General features: G+C 66.5%; 19 protein-coding genes. 10 read left to right on the top strand and 9 right to left on the bottom strand.

Annotation, left to right across the window (positions count from 1 at the left end; genetic code table 11):
* Positions 1–36: 36 nt before the first annotated feature.
* The 3 genes from HDC35_RS07815 to HDC35_RS07805 all read right to left on the bottom strand — a co-directional run bounded on the left by HDC35_RS07815 (position 37) and on the right by HDC35_RS07805 (position 2,876).
* Positions 37–1,143: a DUF2855 family protein gene (locus HDC35_RS07815; RefSeq protein ID WP_184645436.1), complete on the bottom strand. Its 1,107-nt coding sequence runs from the start codon at positions 1,141–1,143 to the stop codon at positions 37–39.
* A 112-nt stretch (positions 1,144–1,255) separates the two neighbouring features.
* On the bottom strand, positions 1,256–1,945 hold the full coding sequence (locus tag HDC35_RS07810) for a VIT family protein (RefSeq protein ID WP_184645434.1): 690 nt from the start codon (positions 1,943–1,945) through the stop codon (positions 1,256–1,258).
* A gap of 10 nt (positions 1,946–1,955) precedes the next feature.
* On the bottom strand, positions 1,956–2,876 hold the full coding sequence (locus tag HDC35_RS07805) for an SMP-30/gluconolactonase/LRE family protein (RefSeq protein WP_184645432.1): 921 nt from the start codon (positions 2,874–2,876) through the stop codon (positions 1,956–1,958).
* A 46-nt stretch (positions 2,877–2,922) separates the two neighbouring features.
* Between HDC35_RS07805 and HDC35_RS07800 the strand changes: the two genes are divergently transcribed.
* Both HDC35_RS07800 and HDC35_RS07795 read left to right on the top strand, forming a co-directional pair.
* Positions 2,923–3,522 (top strand): TIGR02466 family protein, encoded by a 600-nt coding sequence (locus HDC35_RS07800; protein ID WP_184645430.1) that lies wholly within the window; start codon positions 2,923–2,925, stop codon positions 3,520–3,522.
* A 130-nt stretch (positions 3,523–3,652) separates the two neighbouring features.
* Positions 3,653–5,092 carry an NAD-dependent succinate-semialdehyde dehydrogenase gene (locus HDC35_RS07795; protein ID WP_184645428.1) on the top strand — a complete coding sequence of 480 codons (1,440 nt, stop codon included), beginning with the start codon at positions 3,653–3,655 and terminating at the stop codon, positions 5,090–5,092.
* 358 nt (positions 5,093–5,450) lie between these two features.
* On the opposite strand, the gene HDC35_RS07790 is transcribed toward HDC35_RS07795, so the two are convergent.
* Both HDC35_RS07790 and HDC35_RS07785 read right to left on the bottom strand, forming a co-directional pair.
* Complete coding sequence (locus tag HDC35_RS07790; RefSeq protein ID WP_184645426.1) at positions 5,451–6,212, bottom strand: SDR family oxidoreductase; 762 nt, start codon at positions 6,210–6,212, stop codon at positions 5,451–5,453.
* Positions 6,209–6,580 (bottom strand): dihydroneopterin aldolase, encoded by a 372-nt coding sequence (locus tag HDC35_RS07785; RefSeq protein ID WP_184645424.1) that lies wholly within the window; start codon positions 6,578–6,580, stop codon positions 6,209–6,211. The genes HDC35_RS07790 and HDC35_RS07785 overlap by 4 nt, the downstream gene beginning before the upstream one ends.
* Positions 6,581–6,670: 90 nt before the next feature.
* On the opposite strand from HDC35_RS07785, the gene HDC35_RS07780 reads away from it, so the two are divergent.
* The 4 genes from HDC35_RS07780 to HDC35_RS07765 are packed head-to-tail and all read left to right on the top strand — an operon-like array spanning position 6,671 to position 9,582.
* A complete protein-coding gene (locus tag HDC35_RS07780) occupies positions 6,671–7,174 on the top strand; it encodes a GNAT family N-acetyltransferase (protein WP_184645422.1) in 504 nt (167 codons plus the stop codon).
* 46 nt (positions 7,175–7,220) lie between these two features.
* Positions 7,221–7,805: a DUF1285 domain-containing protein gene (locus tag HDC35_RS07775; RefSeq protein WP_184645420.1), complete on the top strand. Its 585-nt coding sequence runs from the start codon at positions 7,221–7,223 to the stop codon at positions 7,803–7,805.
* Positions 7,805–8,389 (top strand): CoA pyrophosphatase, encoded by a 585-nt coding sequence (locus HDC35_RS07770; protein ID WP_184645418.1) that lies wholly within the window; start codon positions 7,805–7,807, stop codon positions 8,387–8,389. The genes HDC35_RS07775 and HDC35_RS07770 overlap by 1 nt, the downstream gene beginning before the upstream one ends.
* The gene (locus HDC35_RS07765) at positions 8,386–9,582 is read left to right on the top strand and encodes a CCA tRNA nucleotidyltransferase (protein ID WP_184645416.1); all 1,197 of its coding nucleotides are present in this window, start codon (positions 8,386–8,388) and stop codon (positions 9,580–9,582) included. The genes HDC35_RS07770 and HDC35_RS07765 overlap by 4 nt, the downstream gene beginning before the upstream one ends.
* Here HDC35_RS07765 and HDC35_RS07760 read toward each other — a convergent pair.
* Together HDC35_RS07760 and parC are read right to left on the bottom strand one after the other, a co-directional pair.
* A complete protein-coding gene (locus tag HDC35_RS07760; protein ID WP_260397621.1) occupies positions 9,555–11,237 on the bottom strand; it encodes a putative bifunctional diguanylate cyclase/phosphodiesterase in 1,683 nt (560 codons plus the stop codon). The genes HDC35_RS07765 and HDC35_RS07760 overlap by 28 nt on opposite strands.
* Before the next feature lie 89 nt (positions 11,238–11,326).
* Positions 11,327–13,630 (bottom strand): DNA topoisomerase IV subunit A, encoded by a 2,304-nt coding sequence (gene parC, locus HDC35_RS07755; protein ID WP_184645411.1) that lies wholly within the window; start codon positions 13,628–13,630, stop codon positions 11,327–11,329.
* Positions 13,631–13,729: 99 nt separating this feature from the next.
* On the opposite strand from parC, the gene HDC35_RS07750 reads away from it, so the two are divergent.
* Positions 13,730–15,070, top strand: a complete 1,341-nt coding sequence (locus HDC35_RS07750; RefSeq protein ID WP_184645409.1) for an acyltransferase — start codon at positions 13,730–13,732, stop codon at positions 15,068–15,070.
* A gap of 75 nt (positions 15,071–15,145) precedes the next feature.
* On the opposite strand, the gene HDC35_RS07745 is transcribed toward HDC35_RS07750, so the two are convergent.
* Positions 15,146–16,060 (bottom strand): LysR family transcriptional regulator, encoded by a 915-nt coding sequence (locus tag HDC35_RS07745; RefSeq protein ID WP_184645407.1) that lies wholly within the window; start codon positions 16,058–16,060, stop codon positions 15,146–15,148.
* 88 nt (positions 16,061–16,148) lie between these two features.
* Here HDC35_RS07745 and HDC35_RS07740 point away from each other — a divergent pair, with 88 nt between their 5' ends.
* Genes HDC35_RS07740 through HDC35_RS07730 form a run of 3 tightly spaced genes read left to right on the top strand, consistent with a single transcriptional unit; the run spans position 16,149 to position 19,061 of the window.
* Positions 16,149–17,183, top strand: a complete 1,035-nt coding sequence (locus HDC35_RS07740) for an aldo/keto reductase (protein ID WP_184645405.1) — start codon at positions 16,149–16,151, stop codon at positions 17,181–17,183.
* 14 nt (positions 17,184–17,197) lie between these two features.
* Positions 17,198–18,361, top strand: a complete 1,164-nt coding sequence (locus HDC35_RS07735; protein WP_184645404.1) for an MFS transporter — start codon at positions 17,198–17,200, stop codon at positions 18,359–18,361.
* Positions 18,362–18,401: 40 nt separating this feature from the next.
* Positions 18,402–19,061, top strand: coding sequence for an MOSC domain-containing protein (locus tag HDC35_RS07730; RefSeq protein WP_184645402.1), 660 nt, complete (start codon positions 18,402–18,404; stop codon positions 19,059–19,061).
* Here HDC35_RS07730 and glpD read toward each other — a convergent pair.
* Positions 19,058–20,635: a glycerol-3-phosphate dehydrogenase gene (gene glpD / locus HDC35_RS07725; protein WP_184645400.1), complete on the bottom strand. Its 1,578-nt coding sequence runs from the start codon at positions 20,633–20,635 to the stop codon at positions 19,058–19,060. The genes HDC35_RS07730 and glpD overlap by 4 nt on opposite strands.
* Positions 20,636–20,758 lie beyond the last annotated feature (123 nt).

Raw genomic sequence — 20,758 nt, 5'->3', positions numbered from 1 at the left:
TAGAGCGCAGATTGACGTTAACGTCAACTGCGGCGATCAGGGTTCGACAATGATTCCGGCCCTGGGGTCGGCGCGGCCCGAAAGCATCTCGTGATAAGCCGCCAGCGCCGCGTCGCCGCCGCCACGCTTGTCGATCGACGCCAGCCGCGGGGCGATGTCCATGAAGGCGAGCCAGGCCGCGGCAATCTTCTGCCCGAACGCCGCACCGCCCCAGTCGGCGATGCGTTTCTGGCTGCGGCCGGGCGCGAAAAAGCCTTGCCGCTCGGGCCCGGGAAGCGCGGCTCCGCCTGCGTCGGCATCCCAGTGCGACTTGCCGACGATGATCGAGGCCTTGAGGTTGTTCCCGAAATGGCTGTGCACGACGCGCGTGACCGCGCCATTGCCCGCCATGTCGACCAATGCCGACAGCGTAGCGGGGTTGAGCGTAAGGATGTCGTCGTAGGCGATGACGCGGTCGTAAATGCGCTGCGCATCGAGGGCGGCGACATGGGCCTTGCTGGTAAGGCCGACGGTTTCGGGGCGGTGTCCGGCGCGCCGCGCGAGCGAGAAGCCGAGCCCGATCGCGGTCTTGCTCGATGCGCTCGCGATCAGGATCTGGCTCGCCCCATAATCGCCCTCATCCTCGAACTGGTCGGCGATCAGCCAGCCGGTCAGGAAGAGCGGGCGGAAGACCGGCCAATAATCATGGTCGGCTGCGCGGTAATCGGCCAGCGCTTCGATCCGCTGATAATTGTTGTAGATGGGGGGCAGGGTGGTGCGGCGCGGGGTGACGTCGGTGAAGCCGCCCGGACCCGCCTTGCCGACGCTCAGTACCGCGCCCTCCGCCATCGGATAATAGCCATAGAAGCGATCACCGACCGCAATGCCGTCGACATTGCTTTCGGTCACCGTCGCAAAGCCCCACACCGGCAGTCGGCCGGGCGCGCCTCGCTCGGCGAAGAAATCCCAATAGCCCTGGTCGTTTCCGAACAGCCCCGCGGGCTTGCCGAACACCGCATAGGTGATGTTGTTCGCGGTCATCGCATAGCTGTCGAGGCGAACGCGAACCTGTCCGTGTGCCAGCGGCGCGCCTTCGTCGGCGGTCAATGTGGCTTGCGTGATATCATCGCGATCGATGTCGATCGCCCAGCTCTTTGCGCTCATTTCGGACCCCTCCGATTGATGATCCCGCGGACGCGGGGTCGACAGTCATACAGATGACGGCGTCCCTGACAATCGCGGCCCGACGCGCATCCGGTCCCGGCGGCGGCGCGGATCAGCCGACAGTCGTTCCGAGCAGCGACCCGATCGCGATCGTCGCGGCCATGGCACAGGCGCCCCAGAAGGTGACGCGAAGGACGGGACGCAGCATCGGCGCATTGCCTGCCCGCGCGCCGAGCGCGCCGAGGACCGCGAGGAAGATAAGCGACGCGCCCGATACCGTGAAAGGCAGCGTGTCGCCCTGGTCGACCAGCACCGTCGCCAGCGGCAGCGCCGCGCCGGTCGCGAAGCTCGCCGCCGAAGCCGCCGCAGCCTGCACCGGCCGCGCCGCCGTCACGTCGGTCATGCCCAGTTCGTCGCGCAGATGCGTGTCGAGCGCATTATGCGCCGTGAGTTGCACCGCGACCTGTTCGGCGAGCGAGCGATCGAGCCCGCGCTGCTCGTAAATCTGCGTCAACTCCTCCAGCTCGAACTCGGGATCGGTGGCGAGGTGACGTTTCTCCAGCTCGACGTCGGCTTTCTCTGCGTCACCCTGCGAGCTCACCGACACATATTCGCCCGCCGCCATCGACATTGCACCTGCGACGAGCCCCGCGGTGCCGGTGACGAGGATCGACGATTGCGACGCGCCCGCCGCGGCGACCCCGGCGATCAGGCTGGCGGTCGAGACGATCCCGTCGTTGGCGCCGAGGATCGCGGCGCGCAGCCAGCCGACTCGCGTGACGGCGTGGGTTTCCTCGTGCATGCGGCGCCCTTCAATATTGCAGCTGCAGCCCGGGCCGCGCCCAGCGCGTCTTCACCAGCCGCCCTGTGCCCGACAGGGTGATATAAGCATCCTGCCGGTCGGGCCCGCCGAAAGCGATATTGGTGGTGAAAATGTCATCGGTCGCGACGAACTCGACCAATTCTCCTTGCGGCGAGACGACGCTGATCCCGCATTCGCCGATCGTCGCGACGCAGATATTGCCGTTCGCCTCCATCGCGAGGCTGTCGAAGAATTTATAGCCCGCCGGGCGATAGAGCGGGATGCCAGGGCCGCCGGGGCCCGCCGCGTCGTCGACCTTGCCGGGGGCGACGATGTTGAACTGGGTCAGGCGGCAGGTATAGGTTTCGGCGGCATAGAGCCTGGTCCCGTCGGGCGATATGCCGATGCCGTTGGGGTTGTAACTCGGGAAAATCACCTCCTCGATGAAGCTGCCGTCAGCCTTGGCGTAAAAAATGCCGACGATGTCGTGGCAGCGCGCGGCATAATCGACCTTGCCATGATCGGTGAACCAGAAGCCGCCGTGCGCATCGAACATGATGTCGTTGGGGCCGCGCAGGACGACGCCATGGTCGCCCGACTTGTAGAGGATTTCGACTTCGCCCGTCTCGATGTCGATGCGCTCGATCCGTCCGCCCGAATAGTCGTCGGCGATGCCGTGGGGGGCGAGGTAGCCGTTCGATTCGACATAGTTGAACCCGCCATTGTTGCAGCAATAAAGCTTGCCATCCGGACCGATGGCGAGGCCGTTGGGGCCGCCGCCAGGTTCGGCAATGACCTCCTTCTTTCCGCCGGGCCAGCAGCGCGTGATCCGCTTCGCCTCGATCTCGACGATAATGACGCTGCCGTCGTCCATTACGACCGGCGCTTCGGGAAAGCGCAATCCGTCGGCGATCAGTTCAAACTCGGCCATCCTCGTCTCCCTTGCTTGTCTGTCCTGGCTGTGCTTTGCGGCCATCATGCCCGTTCGCACGCTCTTCGCCACCAATTTTTACGAGGCCGATATCGGCTCGCCCGCCCTGCTCGACGAGCTGGAGGCAAGCAGCCGCCTGTTCGCCGAAGAGGATGGCGCGGGGAAGGCGTGGAGCCGCGAGCATGGCTATAGGGGATATACCAGTTACGCGAGCCTTGGCGACCTGCCCGAGCGCGATCCGGCCTTTTACGACCTGAAGAAACTCCTCGACAAGCAAGTGAAGGCCTTTGCCCAGGCGTGTCATTTCGACCTCGCCAAGCCGCTCAAGCTCGACAGCCTGTGGGTCAATATATTGAAACCCGGCGGCACCCACAGCGGCCATATTCACCCGCACAGCATCGTGTCGGGCACCTTCTATGTCGCCGTCCCGCCGGGATCGGGCGCGCTCAAGCTCGAGGATCCCCGCCTGCCGATGCTGATGGCGGCGCCGGGGCGCACCGACGATGCGCCCGATCATCTCCATCCCTTCATCTACGCCGAACCCGCCGCAGGTCGCGTTTTCCTGTGGGAAAGCTGGCTGCGGCACGAGGTGATGCCGCATTCGGGCAAGGGCGAACGGATCAGCATCAGCTTTAACTATCGCTGAGGCGGCCTATATGGGGCGCATCTGACCAACCCCCATCCGTTTGTGTCGAGCGAAGTCGAGACACGCCGCGCTGCGCGAGAGGCATTTCGACTTCGCTGTGATGCTAATGGACCAGTTAGGAAGTCCTCCCATGACCGACACCGCGACCTACGACGCCGACCTCCAGCTCTTCATCGATGGCGCATGGCGGAGCGGCGAGGGGCGCGATGCGCGGCCGGTCTATAACCCCGCGACCGCGGGCACGATCGCCGAGCTGCCGGTCGCGACCGCCGCCGACCTCGACGAAGCGCTTGCTGCCGCGACACGCGGCTGGCCGGTGTGGCGCGCGAAGACCCCCGACGAGCGCGCCGCGCTGATGCACAAGGCCGCCGGACTGATCCGCGAGCGGGTCGACCATATCGCTACCTTGCTGACGCTCGAACAGGGCAAGCCGATCGGCGAGGCGCGCGGCGAAGTGCTCTCGGCCGCGGGACTGTTCGATTATTTCGCCGAACAGGGCAAACGTATCGAGGGCCGCGTCCTCCAGCGCCCGCTCGGCCAGCGCGCCATGGTGACGAAGCATCCGGTCGGTCCTGTCGCGGGCTTCAGCCCGTGGAATTTCCCGGTCAACCTGATGGTCAAGAAAATCGCGCCCGCGCTCGCCGCGGGCTGCGTCGTCATCGCCAAGGCGCCCGAGGAAACGCCGGGCTGCACCAGCGCGGTGATGCGCTGCATCGCCGACGCGGGCATTCCCGGCGACGTCGTCCAGCTCGTCTATGGCGATCCCGACATGATCAGCCGCCACCTGCTCGCCAGCCCGGTGATCCGCAAGGTCAGCTTCACCGGCTCGACCGCGGTGGGCAAGCATCTGATGCGGCTCGCCGCCGACGGGGTGAAGCGGATCACGATGGAACTCGGCGGCCACGCCCCGGTGCTGATCTTCGACGATTGCGATCTCGAAGCGACGCTCGACAGGGTCGTGTGGCAGAAGTTCCGCAACGCGGGTCAGGTCTGCATCTCGCCGACGCGCTTCTATGTGCAGCAGGGCATCTACGACGCCTTTGTGAAGGGTTTTGCCGAGCGCACGGCGAAGGTGAAGGTCGGCAGCGGCCTCGACGCCGACACGCAGATGGGCCCGCTTGCCAACGCGCGCCGCATCCCCGCACTGGAAGCGCTGGTCGCCGATGCCAAGGCCAAAGGTGCGCGTGTGATCGCGGGCGGCGAAGCGACCGGCAACGGCTATTTCTTCCAGCCGACCGCGATCGCCGACGTGCCGATCGATGCCGACGCGATGGTCAACGAACCCTTCGGCCCGATGGCGCTGATCCGCCCGTTCGGTTCGGAAGAGGAAGCGCTGGAGCAGGCAAACCGGCTCCCCTACGGCCTCGCCGCCTTCGCCTTCACCGAGAATGGCCGCCGCATCAACCGCATCGTCGACAGCATCGAAAGCGGCATGGTCGGCGTGAACAGCTTCGTGATCTCGGCGCTCGACACGCCGTTCGGCGGGATCAAGGAATCGGGCTTTGGCAGCGAGAGCGGACCCGAGGGGCTCGACGGCTATCTGGTGACGAAGGCGGTTCACATCTATTGAACCGCCTCCCAACCCGTTCGTGCTGAGCTGGTCGACGCACTGTCCTTTTCGTCGACGTCCCCTTCGTCACTCCGGACTTGATCCGGGATCCAGGACGACGAGGCGGCTATGGATCCCGGATCAAGTCCGGGATGACGATGAAATAAAGGATCGCGTTACTTGTCAGCGACCTCAAATCCTCCCTGTCACGAAGCCATGGGGAGGGGGACCGCTCGCGTAGCGAGGGGGTGGAGGGGCCGCGACGTTGCGCCATTAGCCCCTCCGGCAGCCCTGCGGGCTGCCACCTCCCCATGCCTGCGGCACAGGGAGGATCGAACGTCCGCAACCGGTCGTTTGCGGACATCACGCCACCGCGACGCTAGTCCCGCTCCAACGCCACAAAATCGCGCGCCATCGGCGCCAGATGCGCGCCGCCGTCGACGAAGATCGTCTGCCCCGTGACCGCCTCGGCGCGCGCCAGATAGACGACGGCATCGGCGATCTGCCCCGGCGTCGGCAGCGCGCCCAGCGGCATAAGCTTCGCCAATCGCTCGACCTGCGCCGCCGAATAATCGTCGGTCGCCATCGTCAGTCCCGGTGCGACGGCATTGACGCGCGCGCGGCTTCCGAACGCCACCGCCAGCGTTTGCGTCGCCTGCCACAGCGCCGATTTCGACAGGCTGTAGGCGATCTGGTCGGGCACCGGATGGGCAACGCGCTGATCGACGATATTGACGATCGCGGGGCGCCGCCCTTCGCTCGCCGCGACGAGTGCCTTTGCCAGCATGACCGGGGCGTGATGATTGACCTGCATCATTTCGGCCAGCGCATCGGCGGTCAGGTCGGCCCATTCGCCCTCGGCGAACAGCGCGGCGTTGTTGACGAGCAGGTCGGGCGCGCGGCCGAATTTTTCGATCACCGCCGGGATCAGCGCATCGACCACCGCCGGGTCGGCTAGGTCGGCGGCGAAACGATGGCTGATCGCGCCCGTCTCTGCAAGCGCTTCGGCAAGCACCGGGTCCGCTTCGCCGGGACTGCGCTTGTGGATCGCCAGCGCATAGCCTTCGCGCGCAAGCCGCGCGGCAATCGCGGCGCCGACGCGGTGGAGCCCGCCCGTGACGAGAGCGAGCTTCCGGGTCATTTGCGGGTCCGCCGCATGGTGATGCCGATCTCTTCGCCTTCCTCGGCGATCGCGAGCTTGACGATCTTGACCTCGACCTCTTCGATCTTTTCGTCCTGCAGGAACAGCGTGTCGATGATATGGTCGGCGACGCTTTCGATCAGCACGAAATGGACGTCCTTGGGAATGCCCTCAGTCGCCGCGAATTTGAGGTGCATGTAATTTTTCGAGCGGCTGAGCGGCGTCGTCGGCTCGTAATGATCGGCCATCGCCAGCTTCGCCCGCACCGAGATGCGCAGCGGCTGCGGCAAATGCGTTTCTTCGGAATAGATGCCGGTCAATACGTCGACGGTCAGCCCGGTCACTTCCAACCACAATATATCGGTCACAAGAAAATCCTGTCGAACGGGCGCGACATTCGGCTTTCCATCGCCGTGCCCTCACCCTAAAGCGCCGCCGCATTAGCGAAAGGGTGCGCGTTGGTCGAGTTACTTCCATTGTCCGATATCGAGCCGCAGGCGGTCGAGGCGCTTCTCGACGCTGCTTTCGGTCCGGATCGCTTTGGACGAACCGCCTATCGCATCCGCGAAGGCATCGATGCGGTGCGCGCCTTGAGCTTCGCCGCGGTCGAGGATGGCGCGCTGATCGGCACGATCCAGTGCTGGCCCGTCGCGCACCGTACGGCAAACGGCACCGCGACGCCGCTGGTGATGGTCGGGCCGGTCGCGGTGCGCCCCGACGTCCAGCGCGGTGGCCACGGCCGTTTGCTGATGGCGCATATGCTGGAGGCCGCCGAGCACGAGGCCGACGGCGCGCTGATGATGATCGGCGACCCCGAATATTACGGACGTTTCTTCGGCTTTGCCGCCGATGCGACGGGGGCGTGGGATTTGCCCGGCCCGTATGAGAAGCGCCGCCTGCTCGCGCGGGCGGTCAACGGGCACGTCCTGCCGACGGGCGCGGGACGGATCGGGCCGCGCTGAGCGGGCTTGGGGTTGCGCGCTCCGCCCTTCCGCCTATGTCGGATGGATGGTCAGCCCCGCACCCTCGCTTCCAAAGGACTTCGCCCAGCTTTCGCTGGCCGAGGCGGCCGAGCTGCTCGCCGCGCGCAAGCTGCCGCCGGTCGAAAGCTGGCACCCCGAACGCAGCGGCGACAGCGCGATGGAGATTCGCGCCGATGGCAGCTGGTATCACGAGGGCGGTCGCATCAACCGGCCTGCGATGGTACGGCTCTTCTCGACGATCCTGCGGCGCGAACCCGACGGCAGCCACGTCCTTGTCACCCCGGCCGAGAAGCTGGCGATCACCGTCGAGGACACCCCGTTCCGCGCGGTCGAGATGAAGAGCGAGGGCAAGGGTGAAGCGCGCAGGCTCGTCTTCCGGCTCGATACCGACGACCTTGTGATGGCGGGAGCGGACCACCCCCTGAGTTTCGGTGACGATCCCGACCACCCCGACCCGCGACTCCACGTCCGCGGTGCGATCGGCAACGGGCTGGAGGCCCGCATCGACCGCGCGCTCTATTACGAACTTGTTGAAATGGCGCTGGCTGCGGGCGAAGAAGTGCCCGCGATCTGGTCGAACGGTGTCCGTTTTCCCCTGGTGGATCGCTGATGCTTTCCGAAAAGCTGCGCGACGCGCTCGATAATCTGCTTCCCGACGCAGGCGAGGACGAAGCCTATCTCGGCACGCCGACGCTGCGCGATGCCGCGGTGCTGATCGCCTTTACCGACAGGGCCGACCCCGGCGTCATCCTGACGCAGCGACCGCAATGGTTGCGCAGCCATGCCGGGCAGGTCGCCTTCCCCGGGGGCAAGATCGATCCGGGCGACCGCGACGCAATCGACGCGGCGCTGCGCGAGGCCGAGGAAGAAATCGGGCTCAATCGCCGCGACGTGATGATCGCGGGCGCGACCGAACCCTACCAGTCGGGCAGCGGCTATCGGATCACCCCGGTGCTCGGCGTCATCCCCCCCGACCTGGCGTTCGATCCCAATCCCGACGAGGTCGAGGACTGGTTCGAGGTACCGCTCGACATCCTGTTCGATCCTGCCAATTATGCGCGCCAGCATGCGAATTTTCAGGGGCACGACCGCCATTATTACGACATGGACTGGCAGGGACGGCGGATCTGGGGCGTGACGGCGGGGATCATCATCAATCTGGCGCGGCGCCTGCCCGCGGGGTGGCACCGGTGACGACGCTGCCCGAAGCGCCTTGGCGCGACCGCGCCGGGCTGCGGCGGATCGTCGCGGCGCTGACCGCCGATGGCGGCGCCGTGCGGCTGGTGGGTGGCGCGGTGCGCGACACATTGCTCGGCCTGCCGGTCGCCGACATCGATCTTGCGACGCCCTTGTTGCCGGAGGAGGTGACGCGGCGGCTCGCCGCGGCGAATATCAAGGTGATTCCGACGGGGATCGCGCACGGCACCGTCACCGCGATCGCGAGCGGCGACCATCATGAAATCACGACGCTGCGGCGCGATGTCGAAACCGACGGGCGCCGGGCAACGGTCGCCTTTGCCGACGACTGGCGCGACGATGCGGCGCGGCGCGACTTCACGATCAACGCGCTTTATGCCGATCCCGACAGCGGCGCGATCGACGACTGGTTCGACGGGATCGACGATCTGCGGAACGGGTGCGTGCGCTTCATCGGCGACGCCGCGACACGGATCGCCGAAGATCATTTGCGCATCCTGCGCTTCTATCGCTTTGCCGCGCGTTTCGGTCGCGGCCCGCTGGAACCGGCCAGCCATGCGGCGGTGATCGCGGCACGCCAGTCGCTGAAAAGCCTGTCGCGCGAACGGATCGCCGACGAACTGCTCAAGCTATTATCGCTGCCCGACCCGCGCGCCATTGTCGGCCAGATGGCGGCGGACGGCATTTTCGAGGTGCTGCTGCCCGAACTGGACCCCGCATTTGCCGGGGGGCTCGATCGCCTGCTTTCCAATGAGACGGCCGCGGGCGCCACGCCGGGACCGCTGCGCCGCCTGTCGGTGCTGCTTCCCGCCGACGCCGCGGTCGCCGAGCAGGTGGCGAGCCGGCTGCGCCTGTCGACGCGGCAGCGTAAGCATCTGGCCGCGATCGCCGCACGTCGCGGCGACGTCGACCGTCCGGCTCGGCAGCTTGCGCACGCCATCGGGATCGACGCGGCGCGCGATGTCCACCTGATTGCGGGCCGCCCCGACGCGGTGCAGGCGCTCGCGGGCTGGCAGGTGCCGTTGCTGCCGGTGAAAGGTGGCGACATCGTCGCGCGCGGGGTTGCCGCCGGCCCCGACGTGGCGCGCATATTGAAAGCGGTCGAAGCCCAATGGGTGGCGGAGGATTTTCCCGATGCGGCGCGCGTCGCCGAGCTGGTCGATCAGAAGATCGGGCGTACCAGCGACTGACGCCAGTAATCGAGCGCGGCCTTGCTATCCATCGGCCGCGCAAACAGGAACCCCTGTCCGAAGTCGCAGCCGAGCGCCGACAGCAACCTTGCCTGATCGGTGGTTTCGACGCCCTCGGCGGTGGTGCGCATGCCGAGCACTTCGGCGAGGCTCTGGATCGTTCGCACGATGGCGACCTTGTCGCGGTCGTCGACCATATGTTCGACGAAACTGCGATCGATCTTGAGCACGTCGATCGGCAGGCGCTGCAAATAGGCGAGGTTCGAATAGCCGGTGCCGAAATCGTCCATCGCGACGCGAGCGTGCAGCGCTTTGAGTTCGCTGAGCACCGACAGCGCAAGGTCGGGATCGCCGATGATTGCGCTTTCGGTGAGTTCGATCATCAGCCGTTCGCCACCGATGCGGTGTTTTTCGAGCGCGTTTCGCACCACCCCCGCGACATCGTCGCGGACCAGTTGGATCGCCGAAACATTGACCGAGAAATAGGCGTTGACGATCTCGCCGCCATTCTGGGCGTCCCATTCGGCGAGCGTCGCCGCCGCCTTGCTGACCGCCCATTGGCCGAGCGGGACGATCAGCCCCGAATCCTCGGCGATCGGGATGAATTCGGCGGGCGAGACCGAATGGCCACTGCTGTGGTCCCAGCGCGCGAGCGCCTCGAAACCCGCGACGCGCCCGCTCGACATTTCGATCAGCGGCTGGAAGGCAAGGTGGAGCCGGTCTTCCTCGATCGCGTTGCGCAGTTCGGTTTCGAGCCCGAACCTGTTGTCGGAAAGCATAGCCGCTTCGGGTTCGTAGATTTCGATGCGGTCGGTCTGCTTCGCGCGTTTCAGGGCAATCTGGGCATGGCGAATCTGATCGGCGACATCGGTGTCAGCTGTGGGTTGGATCGCGCAGCCGAGCGCGCAGTCGACGCTGACTTTCAATTCACCGATGCGGAAGGGGTGGTCGAAACAGCCGCGGATGCGCCGCGCCATTTCGCGCACGTCGGCGCGGCCGCCGGTGACCCGCGACGAAATGGCGAATTCGTCGCCGCCCGTGCGCCCCAATATGTCGCCGCTGCGCAGGCTCGATTTCAGCCGGCGGGCAACGGTGATGATCAGTTCGTCGCCCGCCATCGGACCGATATGTTCGTTGATCCGTGAAAAGCGCGCAAGGTCGAGCAGCAGGATCGCATGATCGGCGCCGGCGCCTCCGGCCAGCGTGCGCTGCTCGACCAGTTCCTCGAACCCTGCGCGATTGGGAAGGCCGGTCAGGCTGTCGGACACAAGTTCGCGGCGCAGGTTGCGCTCCGTCATCATTTCCTGCGTGCGATCGATCAGCGTCAGCAGGAACAGCCCTTCGTCGCCCGCTTCGGTGGGCAGCGGGCCGATCGATCCGCGCAGGTCGCGCGCCGCCGGACCTTCGCCCAGCTGGCATGAAAATTCCTGGGCTTCGTCGGACCGTTTGGCGGCGCGTTCGATCGCGCGGAGCATTTCGATCGGCGCATCGACGCCCACCGGCGACAATTTCAACCGGTCGAAGGCGGCATTGCTGGCATGGAGGCGAAAATTGCCACGACCCAGCGGGCGGATAAGCGCCGCCGGGACCGGCAGCGCATCGATCCATCCGACAAACAGCGAGGGCCGGTCTTCACCGGTTCGATCAATAGGCATGACAGCGGGTTTTAAGCGACCTTTCCCCATTGGTCCTTGCGTAATTGCCGGGGGGTAAAGAAGCTGTTTACGGCAACAACAAAATAAGGTCAGTCGAAGCGGTTATTGCGCGGAAAGCCGGTCGGCGGCATCCGGCCGGCCGCGCCGCGCGCGACGCGCCATGGCGCAAGGTCGGTTTCGGTCCGCGTGCGGCCGGTATCGCCGCCCATCGCCCAGCTCAGACCGTCGGCAAAGACAAAGCTGATCGCGTCGGACAGGCCACCGTCACGATAGCGTTGCAGCATCACCCCCTGACCGCGCGCCATCACCGGCACTTCGGCGAGCGGGAAAACGACGAGTTTCCGGTTCTCGCCCACCGCAGCGACGCTGTCGTCGCCCGGCGCGATCGGGCGGACGACCGCCAGGACGGCCTTGGGTTTGAGGTTGACGACGCCCCGCCCCTTGCGCGTTTCGGCGACCACTTCGGACATTTGCGCGACGAAACCGTGCCCGCTCGACGATGCGAGCAACAGCCGGCCCTCGGCACTGGCCGGGAACAGCGCGACGATCCGCGCGTCGGGGTCGATGTCGACCATCAACCGCAACGGTTCGCCGAACCCGCGCCCGCCGGGCAATTTGTCGGCGCCGACGGTGAAGAAGCGCCCGTCGCTCGCCGCGACCAACAGCTTGTCGGTCGTCTGCGCGTGCGCCGCGAACAGCAGCTCGTCGCCTTCCTTGAATTTGAACTCGGCCCACTGGTCCGCCGCAACATGGCCGCGCTGGGCGCGAATCCAGCCGCGTTTCGAGAGGATTACCGTCACCGGCTCCTTCTCGATCATCGCGTCGAGCGGGATTTCGCGCGTCGGCGCGGCTTCGGCGATCGTCGTGCGCCGCGCGCCGAGCCGGGTTTCGAGGCCATAGACGTCACGCAGCTTTTCGAGGTCCTTGCGCAGCCGCGTCTTCTGCCGCGCGGGGCTTTCGACCAGCTTTGCGAGCTCCTCGCGCTCGGCGGTCAGATCGGCCTGCTCGCGCTTGAGCTCCATTTCCTCGAGCCGGCGCAAGCTGCGCAGCCGCATGTTGAGGATCGCCTCGGCCTGCCGGTCGGTGAGGATGAATTCCGCGATCATCACCGGTTTGGGCTCGTCCTCGGTTCGGATGATCTCGATGATCCGGTCGAGGTTGAGGAAGGCGATGATATAGCCCGCGACCAGCTCCAAACGGTCGTCGATCTTGTTGATGCGGTGCTGCGCACGGCGGACGAGGACGATGATCTGGTGCTGTAGCCATTCGGTGAGCAGCTGTTTCAGCCCCATCACCTTCGGCGTGCGGGTCGCATCGAGGACGTTGAGGTTGAGCGCGAAGCGGCTTTCGAGGTCGGTCAGCCGGAACAGGCTGTCCTTCAGTACCTCGGGATCGACGTTGCGGCTCTTGGGTTCGAGGACGACGCGCAAATCCTCGGCGCTTTCGTCGCGGACATCCTCCAGGATCGGCAATTTCTTGTCGGCGATCAGCTGCGCGATCTGTTCGATCAGCTTGCCCTTGGCGACGCCGTAAGGAATTTCGCTGATGACGAGCTGCCAGGTGCCGCCGGGCAGCTTCTCGATGCCGCTGTCTTCCCAGCTGCCATCGGCAGTCTTGCCGGTCGAGAAACGCGCGCGGACGCGAAAGCCGCCGCGGCCCGTTTCATAGGCGTGGGCTATCGTCTCGGGGCTGTCGACGACGATGCCGCCGGTCGGGAAATCGGGGCCCTTCACATGGTCGAGCAATTCGGCGAGCTCGGCGTTCGGCTTTTCGATCAGCAAGAGCGCGGCGCCGATCACCTCGGCGGCATTGTGCGGCGGGATGTTCGTTGCCATGCCGACCGCGATCCCGCTCGCGCCATTGGCGAGCAGGTTCGGGAACAGTCCCGGCATGATCTCGGGCTCTTCATCCTCGCCATTATAGGTCGGGCGGAAATCGACCGTGCCCTCGTCGAGCCCCTGCATCAGGTCGATCGCGACGCGCGTCAGCCGCGCCTCGGTATAGCGGTAGGCCGCGGCATTATCGCCATCGATATTGCCGAAATTGCCCTGACCGTCGACGAGCGGGTAACGCAGCGAGAAATCCTGCGCGAGGCGGACCATCGCGTCGTAGACCGCGGTATCGCCGTGCGGGTGGAATTTGCCGATGACGTCGCCGACGACGCGCGCCGATTTTTTATAACCCTGCGAAGGATCGAGCCGCATCGCACGCATCGCCCAGAGCAGGCGGCGATGCACCGGTTTCAACCCGTCGCGCAGGTCGGGCAGCGAGCGCGCGGTGATCGTCGAGAGCGCATAGACGAGATAACGTTCGGACAGCGCGCTGTCGAACGGGGTATCGATCATGCCGGGGACGGGTTCTGGATTGTCGGGATCGTCGGTGGTGCTGGCCATTGTCCGCAGCCGATAGCAAGGCTGATGCGCCAAGGCAAAGGCTTGCGTCGACGCCCAGCGACACTAGCTTGGTCTTTCCACTGAGGGAGGGTCGGCATTTTGAGCGAAACCACTGGCGCCGTTCGCAAAGGCATCTGGTCGCGCGCGAAGGAAATGGCGCTTCAAGCGCCGCCCGAGCGCAATCGCTACGTCGATTTCCTGCGGGCGCTGTCGATCCTCGCGGTTGTCGTCGGCCATTGGCTGGTTGCCGCGCCCTATATGAAGGACGGCGCGGTCGAGGGCGGGCATCTGCTCGGTATCCTGCCGTGGACGCAGTGGCTGACCTGGGGATTCCAGGTAATGCCGCTCTTCTTCCTCGTCGGCGGTTTCTCGAACGGCATGTCGTGGGCGGCGACGCGGCGCAAGGGCGACAGTTACGAAAGCTGGTACAGCGGGCGGCTGCAACGGCTGATCAACCCGGTGCTGCCCTTGTTCCTGATCTGGACATTCGTCGCGATGTTCGGAACCCTGGCGGGGATCGAGCGCGGGGTGGTCGCGATGGCGGCGCAGCTCGCGCTGATCCCGGTATGGTTCCTGTCGGTCTATCTGATGGTCGCGGCGGTCGTGCCGCTGACGTGGCGCGCGTGGCGGCGCTGGGGCTTCGGTTCCTTCTGGGCGCTCGTCGCGGGCGCCGTCGCGATCGACGTCGCGGCGCTGCGTTTCGACGTTCCTTACGTCAATTTCCTCAACTTCGCCTTTGTCTGGCTCGCGATCCACCAGCTCGGCTTTGCGTGGAGCGAGGGGCGGTTGGCGCCGCGCAAGGCGCTGTTGTGGGGCATCGGCGGGCTGGCCGCGCTGGCGCTGCTCGTCGGGCTTGGCCCCTATCCGGTGGCGATGATCGGCGTACCGGGATCGGATCTCAGCAATTCGATGCCGCCGACACTTGCCCTGCTCGCCCTCGGCATCGCACAGGCGGGCTTCGCGCTCGCGCTCGAACCCGCGGGGCGACGGATGCTCGGCAATATCCGCATCTGGACCAGCGTCGTGCTCGTCAACGGGATGATCATGACGATCTACCTCTGGCACCTCACCGCCTTCGTACTCGTCATGGTTGCGGCGTGGCTGCTCGGCGGGGTGGGGCTCGACGTCGCGCCGGGCAGCGCGGCGTGGTGGCTCGCGCGGCCGGTCTGGTTCCTGCTCTACATCGCGGCGCTCTTTCCGCTGATCATGGCCTTCGCGCGCTATGAAAGCGCGAGCAAGGATAGCGGCGCGGTGCCGCACTGGCGGTTGATCGCAGGGCTCGTGCTGATTTGCGCGGGGCTCGGGGCGACGGCAGCGATCAGTATCGCGAGCCCCTTGGGGGTGACCGGCGTGCGGCTCTGGCTCGTTGCGCTGCCATTCGTGGGGGCGGCGGTGGCGCAGTTCGGTCCAGTGCATCGGTTGACGCAATCGCGGACTTGAAGGTCGGCTTTCGCCGGGTTTCACCTCGACAAGGGCCGCAACCCCATCCTCGTCAGTTCCAGCGCAACGCTCGCTTTACCCCCCACGCCCCAGCCGCTCGACAAGGAAGTCGACGAACACGCGCACCCGCGCAGGGGTGTTCGCGCCGCCCGCGAACACCGCATGGATCACCTCGATATCGCCGGGATTATATTCTTCGAGGATCGGGACGAGCGCACCGCTTGCGATCTGGTCGGCGATGCTGAACGCGCCGACGCGCGCGATGCCGACGCCCGCCGCCGCCAATTGCCCCAGCGTTTCGCCATTATTCGCCTCGATATTGCCTTTGACCGACAGCGCATACTGCCGCGCGCCGTCGCGAAACGGCCACACCGGTTCGGCGCGGCGGAAATTGAAGTTGAGGCAATTATGATCGTGCAGCTCCTCGGGCACGCGCGGCGTGCCGTGCGCCGCCAGATAGGCGGGCGAGGCAACGATCACGCGGCGGCTTTCGCCGAGCTTGCGCGCGGTGAGCGGGCTGTCGGCGAGCGGGCCGAAACGGATTGCGATATCGGCCTGCCCCGCCGCGATATCGACGAGCCGGTCGGCGAGGCTGATATCGACGAGGATATGCGGATAGAGCGCCACGAACTCGCCGATCAGCGGCACGATGGTCAGCCGCCCGTGCGCCTGCGCCGCGCTGACGCGCAGCCGCCCGCGCGGCGCGCCCTGATCGGCGATCGCCTGTTCGGCATCGCCGAGGTCGGCAAGGATGCGCCGCGCCGCGCGCAGATAGGCCTCGCCCTCGGGGGTCAGGGTCAGCGCGCGGGTCGAGCGCAGGAGCAGCCGCACCCCCAGCCGCGCCTCGATCCGGTCGATCGTGCGGCTCACCGCCGACGGTGTGAGCCCCAGGCAGCGCCCGGCGGCCGAAAAACTCCCTTCGGCGACCGTCGCGGCAAAGACTTCCATCGACCGTGCGCGGTCGCCGCTTCCATCCATCTTTGCGTTCATTTCAAAAATCCTTCGCTTTGCGCGACGCTACTCCGGCCATGCACGCGCGTCCATCTATGCGTTCGACACGCAATCGAAAGGGTGGATCATGGAATATCGCCAATTGGGATCGTCGGGGCTGCGCGTTCCGGCCTTGAGCTTCGGAACCGGCACCTTCGGCGGGCAGGGGCCATTGTTCAGCGCGTGGGGGACGAGCGACGCCGCCGAGGCGCGGCGCCTGATCGACATCAGCCTCGACGCCGGGGTGACGTTGTTCGACACCGCCGACGTCTATTCGAACGGCGCTTCGGAAGAGATTTTGGGCGAAGCGATCAAGGGCCGCCGCGACGCGGTGCTGATCTCGACCAAGACCGGGCTGCCGATGGGCGACGGGCCGCAGGATTGGGGCGCCTCGCGCAGCCGGCTGATCGGCGCGGTCGAGGATGCGCTCCGCCGGCTCGGCACCGACCATATCGACCTGCTCCAGCTCCACGCCTTCGACGCCTCGACCCCGGTCGACGAGCTGATGGACACGCTCGCGACGCTCATCGCCGCGGGCAAGCTGCGTTATGCCGGCGTCTCGAACTATCCGGGCTGGCAGCTGATGAAGGCGCAGGCGGCGGCCGACCGGCTCGGCACGCCGCGCTTCGTCGCGCACCAGGTCTATTATTCGCTGATCGGCCGCGCATATGAAGCCGATTTGATGCCGCTCGCCGCCGACCAGGGGATCGGCGCGCTCGTCTGGAGCCCGCTCGGCTGGGGACGCCTCACCGGCAAGATTGGGCGCGGGCGCCCGCTCCCTGCGGGCAGCCGCCTCCACGAAACCGAACAGTTCGCGCCGCCGGTGACCGAAGATCTGCTCTACCGTGTGATCGACGCGCTGGAAGCTGTCGCCGCCGAAACCGACAAGACGGTGCCGCAGGTCGCGATCAACTGGCTGCTCCGGCGGCCGACCGTGTCGTCGGTGATCATCGGTGCGCGGAACGAGGAACAGCTTCGCCAGAATCTCGGCGCGGTCGGCTGGGCGCTCAGCGCCGAACAAGTGGCGACACTCGACGCCGCGAGCGACGTGCTGCCGCCCTATCCGCACACGCCGTACCGGCAACAGGCGGGCTTCGCGCGCCTGAACCCGCCGCTCGTCTGATCGGAAGAACCGACATGAAAATCAACTTTCCCCTCCTGGCGCTCGCAACCGGCGCCTTCGGCATCGGCATCACCGAATTTGCCCCGATGGGGCTGCTCCCCGACATGGCCCAGGGGCTGGGCGTCTCGATCCCCGCCGCCGGGCTGCTCGTGTCGGCCTATGCGCTCGGCGTCATGCTCGGCGCGCCGCTGATGACGCTCGCCACCGCGCGGATGAACCGCCGCACCTTGCTGATCGGCCTGATGGCGATCTTCACGCTCGGCAATTTCCTCTCCGCCGTCGCGGGCGACTACACGACGCTGATGGTCGCGCGCGTGATCACGTCGCTTAATCATGGCGCCTTTTTCGGCGTCGGATCGGTCGTCGCGGCGAGCCTCGTCGCGGCCGAAAAGCGCGCTAGCGCGGTCGCGGCGATGTTCATGGGACTGACGCTCGCCAATGTCATCGGCGTGCCGCTCGCGCCGTGGGTCGGCGAGGCGTTCGGCTGGCGCACCGCGTTCGGAGCGATCGCCGTCTGGGGGCTGATCACCATGGCGGCGCTGCGTTTCGCGCTGCCCGACATCGGCCGCGACGCGGGCGGCAACATGCTCGCCGAACTCGGCGTGCTGAAGCGCCGGGAGGTGCTGATCGCGCTCGCTTTAACCGCGATTGGATCGTCGGCGATGTTCACCGTCTTCACCTATATCGCGCCGATCCTGCGCGATGCGGCGGGGGCAGGGACCTTGTTCGTCACCGCGATGCTTGTCGTCTACGGGCTCGGGCTCACCGCGGGCAACTGGCTCGGCGGCCTGTTCGCCGACAAGTCGATCGACCGCACTTTGATCGTCTCGCTCGCCGGGCTCGCCGCGACGCTCGTCGTCTTTGCGGGCGCGATGTTCCAGCCGTTCGCGGCGGCGGTCACCATCTTCGTCTGGGGCGTCGCGACCTTCGCCATCGTTCCCCCGCTCCAGATGCGCGTGATGGAAGCGGCGTCCGACGCGCCCAATCTGGCCTCGGCGGTCAACATCGGCGCCTTCAACCTGGGCAACGCCGTCGGCGCCGCGGTTGGCGGCGGGGTGATCGGCCTCGGGCTCGGCTATCCGGCGGTGTCGTTCGCGGGGGCGGCAATGGCGGTGGCCGGGCTCGCGATCGTGCTCGCGACGCGGACGCAAAAGGCACCCGCGCTGGCCAAAGCCTGATGATTGCCATTTCTGCAGCGGGTCCTATGCAATCGGCGGCATGAAGACCCCGATTCTCGCAGTCCTGACGGGCAAGGCTCGCCCCTTTCGCGGTGACGAACCGAGCGCGATCGGCAAGCTGCCGGTCGCCGAAGCGGTCGCGGTCGATGCGATGGGGCTCGCCGGCGACGAACAGGCCGACCGCAGCGTCCATGGCGGCATCGACAAGGCGGTCCACCATTATCCCGCCGACCATTATGACTGGTGGCGCGGCCAGCTCGGCGCCGCCCCGCTGCTCGATGCGGCGGGCGCGTTCGGCGAGAATATCTCGACCATCGGGCTCGACGAAAACAGCGTCTTCCTCGGCGACCGCTTCCGCCTCGGCAGCGCGCTCGTCGAAGTGACGCAGGCGCGCCAGCCGTGCTGGAAACTCGACCATCGCTTCGGAACGAAGGGCGTGATGGCGGGGGTCGTCAGGTCGCGGCGCTCGGGCTGGTATTACCGCGTGCTCGAACCCGGCACGGTGCGCGCCGGCGACGATCTCGATCTGGTCGACCGGCCATATCCCGACTGGCCGCTCGCCTCGCTCTTCGGCCTGCTGATCGGGGGCGAGGCGAAAGATCGCATCGCCGATCTCCGCGCGCTCCGCGACGTGCCAGCGCTCGCCGAAACCTGGAAAATCCGCCGCGCCAAGCTCGCCGAACAGTTCGGCGCCGATTAGGCGGTGGTCCCCGACTCCGCCGATCCGCTATTCACACGGCCTTCGAAATAGTCCGGATCGGCCAGCCGCGCTTCGGCAACGAACCGCTCGGCATGCGCGGCAAGGCGCGCCACCTCGTCGACGCTGAAATGCAGGCCCAGCTTGCTGCGCCGCCAGAGGATATCGTCGGTCGTCCGCGCCCATTCGCGCGTCACCATCCAGCGGACTTCGGCGACGCTGAGCCCGTGCGCGATCTCGCCGCCCAATGCGTCCCAGCCGGTCGCGCCCGCCAGCCAGCGGCGCGCGTCGGTGCCATAGGCCTGCGCGATACGATCGACCGTCGCGGCGGGCAGGAAGGGGTAGGCGAGCCTATATTCGGCGTTCAGCGCCGCGGCGCCATCGGTCGCGAAATCGCCGCCGGGCAGCGGCGCTTTCGCCGTCCAATGCCTGTTTGCGAGCGCGTCGATGTGCCCGGCGAGTTCGTCGACGGCCTCTTCGGCCACATGGCGATAGCTGGTGATCTTGCCGCCATAGATGGTGAGCAAGGGCGCGCCCTCGTCCATATCGACGTCGATGCGGTATCCGCGCGTCGCTGCCTCGGGGCGCCCCGATCCATCCTCGACCAGTGGCCGCACGCCCGAATAGGTCCACACGACATCGGCGGGGGTGACGGGCGCGCGGAAATAGAGGCTCGCGCCTTCGCACAGATAGGCGATTTCCTCGTCGTTCGCCCTGGCTTCGCTCGCCGGACCCTCATGATCCTGATCGGTCGTCCCGATCAGTGTGAAGTCGCGTTCGTAGGGGATAGAAAAGAAGATGCGCCCGTCGGGCAGCTGGAAGAAATAGGCATAGTCGTGCTCGAACAGCTTGCGCACGACGATATGCGACCCGCGAACCAGCCGCATCTGGTGGTCGGGTTCGGCATCGGCGCGCTTCAGCAGGTCGAGCACAGCCGGGCCTGCCGCATTGACGACGCTGCGCCCGGTAAAGCGATATTGATGCCCCTGGTCGTCGCGCGCATCGACGATCCACAGCCCGTCCTCGCAGCGCAGCATCTCGGCGCGCGTGCGTGTGCGGACGCGCGCGCCGCGATCGGCGGCGTCGCGTGCGTTGAGCGCGACAAGTCGCGCATCGTCGACCCAGCCGTCCGAATATTCGAAGCCCTTGACATATTGCGGCTGGAGCGGTCCGCCGGCGGAGTGGCGGCGAAGGTCGATAGACCGCGTCGCGGGCAGCTTCTTGCGGCCGCCGATATGATCGTAAAGAAACAGCCCGAGCCGCAGCAGCCAGCGCGGGCGAAGCCCGTCGCGATAGGGTAGGACGAAGCGCAGCGGCCGGATGATATGCGGCGCGATGCCCCAGAGGATCTCGCGTTCCTTCAGCGCCTCGCGCACCAGGCCGAACTCATAATGTTCGAGGTAGCGCAGCCCGCCGTGGATCAGCTTGGTCGATTTCGACGATGTCCCTTCGGCAAGGTCGTTCGCTTCGAGCAGCAACACGCGCGCCCCGCGCCCGGCGGCATCGCGTGCCACGCCCGCCCCATTGACACCGCCGCCGACGACGATGACATCATAGGGCTGTACGCTATCGGGCATGCGAATCCCTATGGCAGCGTTGTCCGATTTTCCAAGGGGCGACATCGTATGCGGCTTACGTATGCGCGTTGCATTCGCGGGGTGCATCCGCCAATTCCGAAAAACTATCCAAGGGGACTATAG

Source organism: Sphingopyxis sp. JAI128, assembly GCF_014207235.1.
In the GTDB taxonomy this organism is placed as follows: domain Bacteria; phylum Pseudomonadota; class Alphaproteobacteria; order Sphingomonadales; family Sphingomonadaceae; genus Sphingopyxis.
Note: the sequence above shows the minus strand (reverse complement) of the source record. Positions and strands in the feature narration are given on the sequence as shown.